We start from the raw sequence: 14,651 nt of genomic DNA, 5'->3' as shown, positions 1-14,651 counted from the left end.
CACCGTCCCGATGTTCACGTGCGGTTTCGTGCGTTCAAACTTTTCCTTTGCCATGATGGCCTCCTGTTATCTGAGGCAGAACGGGATTCGCTCCCGTTCCGCATGTTTGCTTAGGCGTATTTCGCCTGAATCTCGTCGCTGATGTTCTGCGGCACCGGGTCGTAGTGATCGAACTGCATGGTGAACTGGGCACGGCCCGAGCTCATCGACCGCAGGTTGTTGATGTAGCCGAACATGTTGGCCAGCGGCACAAAGGCGTTGATCGCCACGGCGTTGCCGCGCGGCTCCTGCCCCGTCACCTGGCCCCGACGCGAGGTCAGGTCGCCGATGATGCCGCCGGTATACTCCTCCGGCGTAATCACTTCGACCTTCATGATCGGTTCCAGCAGTTTGGCTCCGGCCCGTTTAAGACCTTCGCGCATGCACATCCGCGCCGCGATTTCAAAGGCCAGAACGCTGGAGTCAACGTCGTGGAACTTGCCGTCGATCAGCGCGACCTTGAAGTCGATCACCGGGAACCCTGCGAGCGGACCCGAGTCCATCACCGACTGGATACCTTTTTCGACGCCCGGAACGTATTCCTTAGGCACCGCACCGCCGACAATGCGGCTTTCGAACGAATAGCCTTCGCCCGGCTCGGTCGGCGAGATGATCATCTTCACTTCGGCGAACTGGCCCGACCCACCCGACTGTTTCTTGTGGGTGTAGGTGTGCTCGATCTCGTGACCGATGGTCTCGCGGTAAGCCACCTGCGGAGCGCCGATATTGGCTTCGACCTTGAACTCGCGTTTCAGGCGGTCGACCAGAATGTCTAGGTGCAACTCGCCCATGCCCTTCATGATGGTCTGGCCCGACTCGATGTCGGTCTCGACGCGGAAGGACGGGTCTTCTGCCGCCAGACGCTGCAGACCCTGAGACATCTTCTCCTGGTCGTTCTTAGTCTTGGGCTCGACCGCGATTTCAATCACCGGATCGGGGAAGGTCATGGTTTCCAGAACCACCGGATCGTTCTTGGCACAGAGCGTATCCCCCGTGGTGGTATCCTTCAGACCCGCCAGCGCGATGATGTCGCCGGCAAATGCCTCTTCGATTTCCTCGCGGTTGTTCGAGTGCATCATCATCATCCGACCGATGCGCTCGCCCTTGCCCTTGGTCGAGTTCAGGATCTGATCGCCCTTGTTAAGCGTGCCCGAATAGATACGGGTAAAGGTCAGCGAACCGACAAACGGGTCGTTCATGATCTTGAACGCCAGCGCCGAGAACGGCATCTTGTCGTCCGCGCGGCGGGCGATGTTGCGGGTTTCTTCTTCGTCACCGGGTTTGAAGCCCATGTAGTCGACCACGTCGAGCGGGCTCGGCAAGAAGTCGATCACCGCGTTCAGAAGCGGCTGCACGCCCTTGTTCTTGAAGGCCGAGCCGCACAGCACCGGCACGAAGCTCATCGACAGCGTGCCCTTGCGGATCAGCTTGCGCAGCGTGTCCGCATCCGGCTCTTCGCCTTCCAGGTAAGCTTCCATCGCGTCGTCGTCCATTTCGACGGCGTTTTCGATCAGCTTGTTGCGCCACTCCTCGGCGGTGTCCTTGAGCTCGGCGCGGATGTCGCGCAGCTCCCAGGTCGCGCCCAGGTCTTCACCGGCCCAGACCCATTCCTGCATGGTGACCAGGTCGACGATGCCTTCCAGCTCGTTCTCGGCGCCAATCGGGATCTGCACGGGCGCCGGGATGGCGCCGGTCCGATCGGCGATCATGTGCACGCAGTTGAAGAAATCGGCGCCGATCTTGTCCATCTTGTTGACGAACACGATGCGCGGCACCTTGTAGCGGTCGGCCTGGCGCCACACCGTTTCAGTCTGCGGCTCGACGCCGGCATTGGCATCGAGCACCGCGACGGCACCGTCAAGCACCGCCAGCGACCGCTCGACTTCGATGGTGAAATCGACGTGGCCCGGCGTGTCGATGATGTTCATCCGGTACTTGGTGTCAGACGTGCCTTCGGCGGTCGGCTCTTCCTGACGCTGCCAGAAGGTGGTCGTCGCGGCCGAGGTGATGGTGATGCCACGCTCCTGCTCCTGCTCCATCCAGTCCATCGTGGCCGCACCATCGTGCACCTCACCGATGTTGTGGGATTTGCCGGTGTAATACAGGATCCGTTCCGAGCAGGTGGTCTTGCCTGCATCGATATGGGCCATGATGCCGAAGTTGCGGTAGCGGTTGAGCTGATATTCGCGTGCCATGTTTCTCTTGCCTCGGTTGGATTACCAGCGGTAGTGGCTGAACGCTTTGTTGGCGTCGGCCATCTTGTGGGTGTCTTCGCGCTTCTTCACGGCCGAGCCGCGGGATTGAACCGCATCCATCAGCTCGCCGGCCAGACGCTCTTCCATCGTGTTCTCGTTGCGGGCGCGGCTGGCGTTGATCAGCCAGCGGATCGCCAGCGCCTCGCGGCGCTCGGGGCGGACCTCGACGGGCACCTGGTAGGTGGCGCCACCGACCCGGCGCGAACGAACCTCGACGCTGGGCTTGATGTTGTCGAGCGCTTCGTGGAACACCTCGACCGGTGCGCGCTTGATCTTGTCTTCGACGCGGTCAAGCGCGCCATAGACGATTTTCTCGGCGACCGACTTCTTGCCGTCGAGCATGAGGTTGTTCATGAATTTGGTCAGCACCTTGTCGCCATACTTGGCGTCAGGCAGAACTTCGCGCTTTTCAGCGGCGTGACGACGGGACATTTCGTATTCCTCTTACTTCGGACGCTTGGCGCCGTATTTCGAGCGGCGTTGTTTCCGATCCTTCACGCCTTGCGTGTCGAGCACGCCGCGCAGGATGTGGTAACGCACGCCGGGAAGGTCTTTGACACGGCCGCCACGGATCAGAACCACCGAGTGTTCCTGAAGGTTGTGGCTTTCGCCGGGGATGTAGCTGATCACCTCAAAGCCGTTGGTCAGGCGCACCTTGGCCACCTTCCGCATGGCCGAGTTCGGCTTCTTCGGCGTCGTGGTGTAGACGCGGGTGCACACGCCGCGTTTTTGCGGGTTGCCCTCGAGGTGGAGGGACTTGGAGCGTTTCACTTTGGGCTGCCGCGGCTTGCGGATCAGCTGCTGGATCGTCGGCATTGGGTTCTTTCCCCGTTTCTCAACACATGTGTCGCATGGGTGTCCCCATGCAGGTTCCTAAATCTCCGGCGCATCGTGCGTCCACAACACGCAAAAACCGCAATCGTTCCCATTCCGAGGTGAACGACGCGGTGGGTTTCCAGAGGATCGGGCCAGCATTAGGCCGGATCTTGTCCACTACAGTTCTGATATCGGCTTCGAGGCTGCCCCCTCACCGGATGCAGGGCGTATAGGGGGAGTCGGATGGGTTGTCAACACGAGGCTTTCGGCGGTTTTCAGCTTTCTATCTCAAGCAACGTCGTTCAGACTGCATCCAGCGCCTCGAGTTCGAGCCAGAACCGCTTACGCAGGGGCTCGGGCACGGGAAAGGGATCAACTTGGTCTTCTGCGCGCACCCAAGGTCTCGTTGACGCGGGACTGGTTTCGGCCATGCGAAATAACCCGGCATGCGATTTTCCCGGGCCGTGGCGACTCCCCGGTCAGATCCGCCCTTTCCGGCGCAGTTGAGCCTCGCGGTAAAGCGTGAACAGGCCTGTTGTGACCACGATGCTCGCGCCCAGCAGAGTCACCGGCTTTGGCCAGTCGCCGAAGATCAGGTAGCCGAGCAGCAGCGCCCAGATCAGCCCGGTATAGCGGAACGGCGCGACAAAACTGATCTCGCCCACCCGCATCACCATGACCGAGGCAAGATAACCGCCGAGGATAAAGAACGCTGCCATCGCCAGCATCAACCCGTGCCACGGGACCAACGACACCCAACCCTGGGAAAGCGAGGCGAGCCCGCCGGCGCTGGCAATCACCACCGCGGTGATCAGCGCCACCGAAATCGACGGCACCGCCGGCGACAAGCGCCGCACGGAAAGATCTCTCACCGTGACGAAACCGACTGCGGCAAGCGCATAGAGCGAATAGACGCTGAAGCCTTCAGCCCCGGGTCGCACGATCAAGAGCACCCCGAATAACCCGATGGCAATCGCGAGGATCCGCCGCCAGCCCAGAGGCTCGCTGAAGACAAGCGCAGCAGCCAGCGCCACCGTCAGCGGCAGCGCCTGGAGAATCGCGGTGACATTGGCAATGGGCATGTTGAAAAGCGCGGTGAGAAAACAGAAGGTCGCGCCGATCTCGGCCGCCGAGCGCAGCGCGATCAGTCCCCAGTCACGAAGCGGAAAATCCAGCCGGATCGCCCCCATGCGGCGGGCGACGACAAAGATCAGCAAACTGGTCAGCACCCCGCGCAGGAATATCGCCTGCATCAGGGGCACTTCGCCCGCCAGCGACTTTATACAGACGTCGTTGAAGGTGAAGGCGGCCATCGAGACCACCATCAAGCCCGCGCCCTTGAAATTGCCGCTCGCGTCCATGCCTGCCCCCCCTTTACTGCTACGCCGGACCAAACACCGGAACTTGGACAAAGAAAAGCCCCCGCCGTTGCCGGCGGGGGCCATTCGGTTGCTTACCTGTCAGCCGAAGGATTATTCCTCGCGGCTCTCCGGCGTCTCGACAAACGCGTCGAACTCGTCGCCGCCGACCACATCGTCGATGACCGGCGCCGCCAGCGCGGCGGCCGCTTCGGCCTCTTCACGGCGGGCTTCGATCACCACGTTGTCCCGCTGCTGCGCGATGTGACGAACCTTCTGGGTCGCACCACCGGTGCCCGCCGGGATCAGGCGACCAACGATGACGTTCTCCTTGAGGCCCACCAGCTTGTCGCGCTTGCCCTGCACCGAAGCCTCGGTGAGCACCCGCGTGGTCTCCTGGAACGAAGCCGCCGAGATGAACGACCGGGTCTGCAGCGACGCCTTGGTGATGCCAAGAAGGATCGGCTCGCCCGATGCCGGGCGTCCGCCCTTGGACTCGGCCTTCTCGTTGGCCAGGTCGAACTCGGCCTTGTCGACATGCTCGCCTTTCAGAAGCGTGGTGTCCCCGCTGTCGAGGATTTCCCACTTCTGCAGCATCTGGCGGACGATCACTTCGATATGCTTGTCGTTGATCTTCACGCCCTGCAGACGATACACGTCCTGGACCTCGTCGATCATGTAATCGGCCAGCGCCTCGACCCCCATGATGGAGAGGATGTCGTGCGGCGCAGGATTGCCGTCCATGATGTAGTCGCCCTTCTGGACAAAATCGCCTTCCATCACCGGAATGTGCTTGCCCTTCGGCACCATGTATTCGACGGGCTCCATCGACTCGTCCGACGGCTCGATCGAGATGCGGCGCTTGTTCTTGTAGTCGCGCCCATAACGGACGTAACCGTCGATCTCGGCGATGATGGCGTGATCTTTCGGACGGCGCGCCTCGAACAGTTCCGCCACCCGCGGCAGACCGCCGGTGATGTCCTTGGTTTTGGCACCTTCGCGCGGGATCCGTGCGACAACGTCGCCAGCCTTGATCTCCTGGCCGTCTTCGACCGACAGGATCGCGTCCACCGACATCGGGTAGGTCACCGGGTTGCCGGCCTCGTTACGGACCGGTTCGCCATCTTCGCCCACCAGGATGATCTCGGGTTTGAGCTCGTTGCCTTTCGGCGCGGCCCGCCAGTCGATCACGATCTTCTGGGTCATGCCGGTGGCCTCGTCGGTCTCGTCGCGCACCGCAATGCCGGACACCAGGTCGACGAACTTGGCCGTGCCGTCCTTCTCGGCGATAATCGGCAGCGTGTACGGGTCCCACTCGAAGAGCTTGTCTCCGCGCGCCACCTTGCCGCCCTCCTTGACGAACAGCTTGGAACCGTATCCCAGCTTGTGGCTGGCACGCTCACCGCCCTCGTCGTCCTGGATGATCAGCTTCATATTGCGGCCCACCACCAGCTGTTCGCCGGCGGCGTTTTTCAGCAGCTGGGCATTTTCGAACACGACCTTGCCTTCCTGGCTGGCTTCGAGGAACGATTGCTGGCCGCCCTGCGCCACGCCGCCGATGTGGAAGGTCCGCATCGTCAGCTGAGTGCCCGGCTCGCCGATCGACTGCGCCGCAATGATGCCGACGGCTTCGCCGGTGTTCACCTTCGTGCCGCGCGCCAGATCGCGACCATAGCACATCGCACAGACACCATCTTCGGCTTCGCAGGTCAGCGGGCTGCGGATACGGGCCGACAACACGCCGGCCTCCTCGATCGCGTCGGCCATGCGCTCGTCGATCAAGGCGCCCCGGGCGACGACGATCTCGCCGCTACCAGGCGCCATGATGTCCTCGGCCGCGACCCGACCCAGGATCCGCTCGGCCAGCGAGGCCACGACTTCACCGTCGTTCACCGCCGCCTCGGCGGTGATCGCTTTCTCGGTGCCGCAATCGTTCTCGCGCACGATGCAGTCCTGCGCCACGTCGACCAGGCGACGGGTCAGATAGCCCGAGTTTGCCGTCTTCAGTGCCGTATCCGACAGACCTTTGCGCGCGCCGTGAGTCGAGTTGAAATACTCGAGCACGGTCAGGCCTTCCTTGAAGTTCGAGATGATCGGAGTCTCGATGATGTCGCCGTTGGGCTTGGCCATCAGGCCGCGCATCCCGCCCAGCTGTTTCATCTGCGTGACCGAGCCCCGGGCACCGGAATGGGCCATCATGTAGACCGAGTTCGGTTCCATGACCTGGCCGGCCTCGTTCTTCACATCGGCCGAGATGGTGCCCATCATCGCGTCAGTGACCTTGTCGTTGCACTTCGACCAGGCATCGACGACCTTGTTGTACTTTTCACCCTGGGTGATCAGGCCGTCCATGTACTGCTGTTCGAAATCCTTGACCTGGTCGCGGGTCTCGTCGACGATCGCCCACTTGTTGTCGGGGATCACCATGTCGTCCTTGCCAAAGCTGATGCCGGCGCGGAAGGCTTCCTTGAAGCCCATCGACATGATCTGGTCGCAGAAGATAACCGATTCCTTCTGGCCGCAATAGCGGTAGACGGTGTCGATGACCTGCTGCACCTCTTTCTTGCGCAGCAGCCGGTTGACCAGTTCGAACGGCGCCTTGGTGTTCGTCGGAAGAAGCGCGCCGAGGCGCACCCGGCCCGGGGTTGTTTCAAACCGCTGCATCACGGTTTCGCCAGTTTCCGGATCGACCTGAGGTACCCGCGCAGTGATCTTGGCGTGCAGGTGGACCGCACCGGTATCGAGCGCGTATTGCACCTCTTCGATGGACGAGAACACCATGCCCTCGCCCTTCATGCCTTCGCGCTCGATGGTCGTGTAATAGAGGCCGAGGATCATGTCCTGCGACGGCACGATGATCGGCGCGCCGTTGGCGGGCGACAGCACGTTGTTGGTCGACATCATCAGCACGCGGGCTTCCAGCTGGGCTTCCAGCGACAGCGGCACGTGAACGGCCATCTGGTCACCGTCGAAGTCGGCATTGAACGCCGAGCACACCAGCGGATGAAGCTGGATCGCCTTGCCCTCGATCAGCACCGGTTCGAACGCCTGGATACCAAGGCGGTGCAATGTCGGGGCGCGGTTCAGCAGCACGGGATGTTCGCGGATCACCTCGTCAAGGATATCCCAGACCTCGGGGCGTTCCTTCTCGACCAATTTCTTGGCCTGTTTCACGGTGCTCGACAGTCCCTTGGCCTCGAGCCGCGAATAGATGAACGGCTTGAACAGCTCGAGCGCCATTTTCTTGGGCAACCCGCACTGGTGCAGCTTGAGTTCCGGCCCGGTCACGATGACAGAACGGCCCGAGAAGTCGACCCGCTTGCCCAGAAGGTTCTGGCGGAAGCGGCCCTGCTTGCCCTTGAGCATGTCCGAAAGCGATTTCAGCGGGCGCTTGTTGGCACCGGTGATGACCCGGCCGCGGCGGCCGTTGTCGAACAGCGCATCGACCGATTCCTGCAGCATCCGCTTTTCGTTGCGCACGATGATGTCGGGTGCGCGCAGTTCGATCAGCCGCTTCAAACGGTTGTTGCGGTTGATCACCCGGCGATACAGGTCATTCAGGTCCGAGGTCGCGAACCGGCCGCCATCGAGCGGCACCAGCGGTCGCAACTCGGGCGGGATCACCGGGATCACCGTCAGCACCATCCATTCCGGGCGGTTGCCGCTCTCGATGAACGACTCGACCACTTTCAGCCGCTTGATGATCTTCTTGGGCTTCAGTTCGCCGGTGGCTTCCTTCAGCTCTTCGCGCAGGCGCTCGGCCTCGGTCTCCAGGTCGATCTGGCTCAGCATCTCGCGGATCGCCTCGGCGCCGATATTGGCCGTGAACGCGTCCATGCCGTAGTGGTCCTGGGCGTCCATGAACTCTTCCTCGGTCAGCATCTGACCATAGGAAAGGTCGGTGAGCCCCGGTTCGATCACCACGTAGTTTTCGAAGTAGAGCACGCGTTCGAGATCGCGCAGCGTCATGTCAAGCATCAGGCCAATGCGCGAAGGCAGCGACTTGAGGAACCAGATATGCGCCACCGGCGCCGCCAGTTCGATATGGCCCATGCGCTCGCGGCGGACCTTCTGCAGCGTGACTTCGACACCGCATTTCTCGCAGACGACGCCGCGATACTTCATGCGCTTGTATTTGCCGCACAGGCATTCATAGTCTTTGATCGGCCCGAAGATGCGGGCACAAAAGAGGCCGTCACGCTCGGGCTTGAAGGTCCGGTAGTTGATGGTTTCCGGCTTCTTGATCTCGCCGTACGACCAGCTCAGGATCCGTTCCGGGCTCGCCAAGCTGACGCGGATCTCGTCAAAGATCTTCTGCGGGGCCAGCGGGTTGAACGGGTTGTTGATCAGTTCCTGGTTCATTTTGATGTCCTCAAATTGGTGTGGAAGCGTTGGGTAGGGGTAAGGGCTTTCGCCCCTACTCCTCATCCTCCACATCCAGGAGTTCCATGTTCAGGCCGAGACCGCGGACTTCTTTGACGAGCACGTTGAACGATTCCGGTACGCCGGCTTCGAAATTGTCCTCGCCCTTGACGATCGACTCGTAGACCTTGGTCCGGCCCGCCACGTCGTCGGACTTCACCGTCAGCATTTCCTGCAGGGTATAGGCCGCGCCATAGGCTTCCAGCGCCCAGACTTCCATTTCCCCGAAGCGCTGGCCGCCGAACTGCGCCTTGCCGCCCAGCGGCTGCTGGGTGACGAGCGAGTACGGCCCGGTCGAGCGCGCGTGGATCTTGTCGTCGACCAGGTGGTGCAGCTTGAGCAGGTATTTCACGCCCACGGTGACGGGGCGCGCAAACTGCTCGCCGGAACGGCCGTCGAACAGGATCGACTGGCCCGAGGTGTCGAACCCGGCGCGGGTCAGCGCGTCGTTGACGTCCGCCTCCTTGGCGCCGTCGAACACCGGCGTCGCAATCGGCACGCCGCGGGTGACGTTCTCGGCCGCTTCGACCAGCCCGCCTTCGTTCATACCTGCGATGCCTTCCTCATAGACGTCCTCGCCATAGGCATGTTTCATCGCTTCGCGTACCGGGGTCAGATCGCCGGTGCGGCGGTAGTCACCCAGCGCATCGTCGATCTTCACACCCATGCCGCGCGCGGCCCAGCCCATGTGGGTCTCCAAGATCTGACCCACGTTCATCCGGCTGGGCACGCCCAGCGGGTTGAGGCAGATATCGACCGGGGTGCCGTCTTCGAGGAACGGCATGTCCTCCATCGGCACCACCTTCGACACCACGCCCTTGTTGCCGTGGCGCCCGGCCATCTTGTCACCCGGCTGCAGCTTGCGCTTCACCGCGACGAAGACCTTGACCATCTTCATCACGCCCGGCGGCAGGTCGTCGCCGCGGCGAACCTTCTCGACCTTGTCCTCGAAACGGGCATCGAGCGTGCGCTTCTGCACCTCGTACTGCTCGTGCAGCGCTTCGACGATCTGGGCATCCTTCTCATCTTTCAGCGCCAGCTGCCACCACTGGCCGCGGGTCAGGGTTTCCAGCAGATCCTCGGTGATTTCCGAGTTCGCCTTGACGCCTTTCGGCCCCTTGACCGCCACCTTGCCCAGGATCAGCGATTTCAGACGGGCATAGATGTTGCGGTCGAGGATCGCCAGCTCGTCGTCGCGGTCACGGGCCAGACGTTCGACTTCCTCGCGCTCGATCTGCAAGGCGCGCTCGTCCTTTTCAACGCCGTGGCGGTTGAAGACACGCACCTCGACCACGGTGCCGAAATCGCCCGGCTTGACGCGCAGCGAGGTGTCGCGCACGTCGCTGGCTTTCTCACCAAAGATGGCGCGCAGAAGCTTTTCTTCCGGCGTCATCGGGCTTTCGCCCTTGGGGGTGATCTTGCCCACCAGAATGTCGCCCGGCTCGACGTCTGCGCCGATATAGACGATGCCCGCCTCGTCAAGGTTGCGCAGCGCTTCTTCGCCGACATTCGGGATGTCACGGGTGATCTCTTCCGGCCCCAGCTTGGTATCACGGGCGGCGACCTCGAACTCCTCGATATGGATCGAGGTGAAAACGTCATCCCGCGCAATGCGCTCGGAGATCAGGATCGAGTCCTCGTAGTTGTAGCCGTTCCACGGCATGAAGGCGACGACCACGTTCTTGCCCAGTGCCAGCTCGCCCAGATCGGTCGACGGGCCATCGGCGATAACCTCGCCCTTGACCACCGTGTCGCCCACTTTGACAAGCGGTTTCTGGTTGATCGTCGTGTTCTGGTTGGAACGCTGGAACTTGCGCAGACGATAGATGTCCACGCCGGCATCGCCAAGTTCAAGATCTTCAGTGGCGCGCACAACGATACGCGACGCATCGACCTGGTCGATGACCCCGGCACGTTTCGCCATGATCGAGGCACCGCTGTCACGGGCGACGATTTCCTCGATACCGGTGCCCACCAGCGGCGCTTCGGCCTGCAACAGCGGCACTGCCTGGCGTTGCATGTTCGAGCCCATCAGGGCGCGGTTGGCGTCATCGTTTTCCAGGAACGGAATCAGCGAGGCCGCAACCGACACCAGCTGCTTCGGCGACACGTCGATCAGATCGACGTTTTCGCGCGGCGCCAGGGTGTATTCGCCCGACTGACGGGTTGACACCAGATCGTTTTCGAACTTGCCGTCCTTGTCGAGATGGGCGTTGGCCTGCGCCACCACGTGGCGCATCTCTTCGGTGGCCGACATGTAGGACACCTCGTCGGTCACCTTGGCATCCACCACCTTGCGATAAGGCGTTTCGATGAAGCCGTATTTGTTGACGCGGGCGAAAGTGGCCAGCGAGTTGATCAGGCCGATGTTCGGGCCCTCCGGCGTCTCGATTGGGCACATCCGGCCATAGTGGGTCGGGTGCACGTCGCGGACCTCGAAACCGGCGCGCTCGCGGGTCAGGCCGCCCGGCCCAAGCGCCGACAGGCGGCGTTTGTGAGTGACCTCGCTGAGCGGGTTGGTCTGGTCCATGAACTGGGAAAGCTGCGATGAGCCGAAGAATTCGCGCACCGCGGCCGCGGCCGGTTTGGCGTTAATCAGGTCCTGCGGCATCACCGTGTCGATCTCGACCGAGCTCATCCGCTCCTTGATCGCCCGCTCCATCCGCAGCAGGCCAACGCGATACTGGTTCTCCATCAGTTCGCCGACCGAGCGCACCCGGCGGTTGCCGAGGTGGTCGATATCGTCGATATCACCCTTGCCGTCGCGCAACTCGACCAGCGCCTTGATGCAGGCCACGATGTCCTCGCGGTCGAGCGTCCGCTGGGTGTCGGGCTTGTCGAGCGCGAGGCGCATGTTCATCTTCACCCGGCCCACGGCCGACAGGTCATAGCGCTCGCTGTCGAAGAACAGCGTGTCAAACAGCGCCGAGGCGGCCTCGACGGTGGGCGGCTCGCCCGGGCGCATGACGCGATAGATGTCCATGAGCGCAGTGTCGCGGTTAATATTCTTGTCCTGCGCCATGGTGTTGCGCATGTAGGGGCCGACATTGACGTTATCGATGTCGAGCACCGGGATCTCGGTAACACCCGCATCCAGCAGGTCCTGCAGCGATCCGCCGGTGATGTTGCCATCCTTGTCATGCTCAAGCGTCAGTTCATCGCCGGCCTCGACGTAAATCGCACCGGTTTCCTCGTTGATGATGTCTTTCGCGGCGAACTTGCCGACGATCTGCTCGAACGGCACCAGCAGGTCAGTGATCTTGCCCTCGTCGATGATCTTCTTCACCGCCCGCGGCGTCACCTTCTTGCCGGCTTCGCCGATGACTTGTCCGGTCTTGGCATCGACCAGGTCAAACGCCGGCCGGGTGCCCCGCACCCGCTCGGGGAAGAACTTGGTGATCCAGCCGTTGTCTTTCTTGCGCAGCTTGTAGGTGACCGTCTCGTAATAGGCATCCATGATGCCTTCCTGGTCGAGCCCCAGCGCGTAAAGCAGCGTCGTCACCGGCAGCTTGCGGCGACGGTCGATACGGGCAAAGACGATGTCCTTGGCGTCGAATTCGAAATCCAGCCACGAGCCACGATAGGGGATGATACGGCAGGCGAACAGCAGCTTGCCCGAGGCATGGGTCTTGCCCTTGTCATGATCGAAGAACACACCGGGCGAGCGGTGCATCTGGGACACGATCACGCGCTCGGTGCCGTTGACGATGAAGGTGCCGTTCGGCGTCATCAGGGGCATGTCGCCCATGAACACGTCCTGCTCCTTGATGTCCTTGACCGATTTGGCGCCGGTATCCTCGTCCACATCGAACACGATCAGCCGCAGCTTGACCTTCAGCGGCGCCGAATAGGTCATGTCGCGCTGCTGGCATTCCTCGACGTCGTATTTCGGCTCTTCCAGCTCGTAATCGACGAATTCCAACACGCTGGTTTCATGGAAGTCCTTGATCGGGAAAACCGACTGGAAGACGCCCTTGATGCCCTCGCCATCCTGCGGGATCTCTTGATCACCGGAATTCAGGAACAGATCGTAGCTGCTTTTCTGCACCTCGATCAGGTTCGGCATCTCCAGCACTTCGCGGATCTTGCCATAATATTTACGCAAACGTTTCTGGCCAAGGAAGGATTGAGCCATGGTCGATGTCACCTTTCGTTTCTCACCGGTCGAAGCTGCCGTCGGGGCCCGGCACCTCGCCCATACGAGACAGCCCGTTCAGGATCCATTCCTGGCCGCCGCCCAAAGCGGCCTCCCGATCTCTGAACCGAGCCTTAGAAAACGCCCCTTTTTCACGTTTCGAACAAGGGGCCCTTGCTAAGACAGGTTCGGCTGGACCCGGATTTTGCCGGATCCAGCCTTGAAAGTCCCGGGGATCAACCCCGGTAAAGCCGATTACTTGAGCTCGACTTCGGCGCCAGCTGCTTCCAGCTTGGCTTTGAGTTCTTCGGCTTCGGCCTTGGCAACGCCTTCCTTGACGGCTTTGCCACCGGCTTCGACCAGCTCTTTGGCTTCCTTGAGGCCGAGGCCGGTGATGCCGCGGACTTCCTTGATGACGTTGATTTTCGACGCGCCGGCCGAAACCAGGATCACGTCGAATTCGTCTTTTTCCTCTTCAGCGGCACCACCGGCATCGCCTGCGGGGCCGGCCATCATCACAGCACCGCCGGCGGCGGGCTCGATGCCGTACTCGTCTTTGAGGATGGTTTTCAGTTCTTGTGCTTCGAGAAGGGTCAGACCCACGATCTCTTCCGCCATTTTTTTCAGATCAGCCATGTTACTTGCTTTCCGTTTTCAAGTTTGTGTTCCAACGCCGGGCATTCGCCCCTGCGCCGATCATTCAGGTGCTTACGCCGCCTTCTCTTCGATAGTCGAAAGGATGGAAGCGATATTCGAAGCAGGTGCGCCAATTGCGCCCGCGATGTTGGAGGCCGGTGCGCCGAGCATACCCGCGATGGTGGCGATGAGTTCATCGCGCGAGGGCATTTTCGACACGGCTTCCACGCCGGCACGGTCGAGCGCGTTCTCACCCATCGCCCCGCCAAGGATTTCGAACTTCTTGTTCTCCTTGGCGAAGTCCTCGGCCACCTTGGCTGCTGCCACGGGGTCCTCGGAATAGGTCAGAACGGTCATGCCATTGAGGTATTCTGCCACGCTTGCGCAGGGCTTGCCCTCAAGGGCGATCTTGGCGAGCCTGTTCTTGGCGACACGAACCGACGCCTCGGCCCCACGGGCACGAGAACGCAGATCCTGCATCTCAGCAACTGTCAGACCGGCGTAGTGGGCAACCACAACGACGCCAGAGCTTTCGAAGATCTGGCCGAGTTCCTCGACCACTTTCTCTTTCTGGGCTCTATCCACAGTTTCACTCCAGTTATGGGAGGCTCTTGGGACCCCCCGGCTCTTGCTTTCACCAGGTCTTGCAAAGGCCCGGCAATCGGGTCCTTACGGGTCCGTTCCAACTCACTCCGGGACAGCCTTCGAAGCAGTCCTGAGAAATCTGGTCTTTACCCGTCTCAGGCAGGATTTATGGATTACTCCACCCACCGTCTCGGACGAATCGACAGGCCGCCACGAGCGACTCGGGCGACCTGACGAGGCGTCGTTTAGAGCGAAACGGCGGCCGGGGCAAGGGGGGGAGCGCGATTTTCGCCCTGCCCTGCGAACCGCGGGACCGCGGTCGCGGGTCTACGGCATATTGACGGTTCCCGGCGATACTGCGCCGGCAGTTGCCGCCAGGCACCCCGCGACACCCGCCGCGAGGAC

The 14,651-nt window shown here is 61.7% G+C and carries 8 protein-coding genes; all 8 read right to left on the bottom strand.

Annotated elements, in window-relative coordinates; translation table 11 throughout:
* Positions 1 to 110: 110 nt before the first annotated feature.
* On the bottom strand, positions 111 to 2,234 hold the full coding sequence (gene fusA, locus NO357_RS15100) for an elongation factor G (RefSeq protein ID WP_306736525.1): 2,124 nt from the start codon (positions 2,232 to 2,234) through the stop codon (positions 111 to 113).
* A gap of 21 nt (positions 2,235 to 2,255) precedes the next feature.
* Positions 2,256 to 2,726, bottom strand: coding sequence for a 30S ribosomal protein S7 (rpsG, locus tag NO357_RS15095; RefSeq protein ID WP_306736524.1), 471 nt, complete (start codon positions 2,724 to 2,726; stop codon positions 2,256 to 2,258).
* 12 nt (positions 2,727 to 2,738) lie between these two features.
* Positions 2,739 to 3,110, bottom strand: a complete 372-nt coding sequence (gene rpsL, locus NO357_RS15090; protein WP_024809820.1) for a 30S ribosomal protein S12 — start codon at positions 3,108 to 3,110, stop codon at positions 2,739 to 2,741.
* Positions 3,111 to 3,589: 479 nt separating this feature from the next.
* Positions 3,590 to 4,471: a DMT family transporter gene (locus NO357_RS15085; protein WP_306736523.1), complete on the bottom strand. Its 882-nt coding sequence runs from the start codon at positions 4,469 to 4,471 to the stop codon at positions 3,590 to 3,592.
* Positions 4,472 to 4,582: 111 nt separating this feature from the next.
* On the bottom strand, positions 4,583 to 8,830 hold the full coding sequence (gene rpoC, locus NO357_RS15080; protein WP_306736522.1) for a DNA-directed RNA polymerase subunit beta': 4,248 nt from the start codon (positions 8,828 to 8,830) through the stop codon (positions 4,583 to 4,585).
* Between the two features lie 55 nt (positions 8,831 to 8,885).
* Positions 8,886 to 13,025, bottom strand: a complete 4,140-nt coding sequence (gene rpoB / locus NO357_RS15075) for a DNA-directed RNA polymerase subunit beta (RefSeq protein ID WP_306736521.1) — start codon at positions 13,023 to 13,025, stop codon at positions 8,886 to 8,888.
* Positions 13,026 to 13,280: 255 nt separating this feature from the next.
* Entirely contained in the window at positions 13,281 to 13,661 is a 381-nt protein-coding gene (gene rplL, locus NO357_RS15070; RefSeq protein WP_306736520.1) for a 50S ribosomal protein L7/L12, read from the bottom strand.
* Between the two features lie 72 nt (positions 13,662 to 13,733).
* Positions 13,734 to 14,246 (bottom strand): 50S ribosomal protein L10, encoded by a 513-nt coding sequence (gene rplJ, locus NO357_RS15065; RefSeq protein ID WP_306736519.1) that lies wholly within the window; start codon positions 14,244 to 14,246, stop codon positions 13,734 to 13,736.
* Between the last annotated feature and the right edge of the window lie 405 nt (positions 14,247 to 14,651).

It is taken from the genome of Marimonas arenosa (assembly GCF_030848945.1).
In the GTDB taxonomy this organism is placed as follows: Bacteria; Pseudomonadota; Alphaproteobacteria; order Rhodobacterales; family Rhodobacteraceae; genus Marimonas; species Marimonas arenosa.
Note: the sequence above shows the minus strand (reverse complement) of the source record. Positions and strands in the feature narration are given on the sequence as shown.

What these genes read in the sequence shown, in the direction of transcription:
- fusA (WP_306736525.1), bottom strand. Translation starts at nt 2,234, where the DNA reads ATGGCACGCGAATATCAGCTCAACCGCTACCGCAACTTCGGCATCATG.
- rpsG (WP_306736524.1), bottom strand. Translation starts at nt 2,726, where the DNA reads ATGTCCCGTCGTCACGCCGCTGAAAAGCGCGAAGTTCTGCCTGACGCC.
- rpsL (WP_024809820.1), bottom strand. Translation starts at nt 3,110, where the DNA reads ATGCCGACGATCCAGCAGCTGATCCGCAAGCCGCGGCAGCCCAAAGTG.
- NO357_RS15085 (WP_306736523.1), bottom strand. Translation starts at nt 4,471, where the DNA reads ATGGACGCGAGCGGCAATTTCAAGGGCGCGGGCTTGATGGTGGTCTCG.
- rpoC (WP_306736522.1), bottom strand. Translation starts at nt 8,830, where the DNA reads ATGAACCAGGAACTGATCAACAACCCGTTCAACCCGCTGGCCCCGCAG.
- rpoB (WP_306736521.1), bottom strand. Translation starts at nt 13,025, where the DNA reads ATGGCTCAATCCTTCCTTGGCCAGAAACGTTTGCGTAAATATTATGGC.
- rplL (WP_306736520.1), bottom strand. Translation starts at nt 13,661, where the DNA reads ATGGCTGATCTGAAAAAAATGGCGGAAGAGATCGTGGGTCTGACCCTT.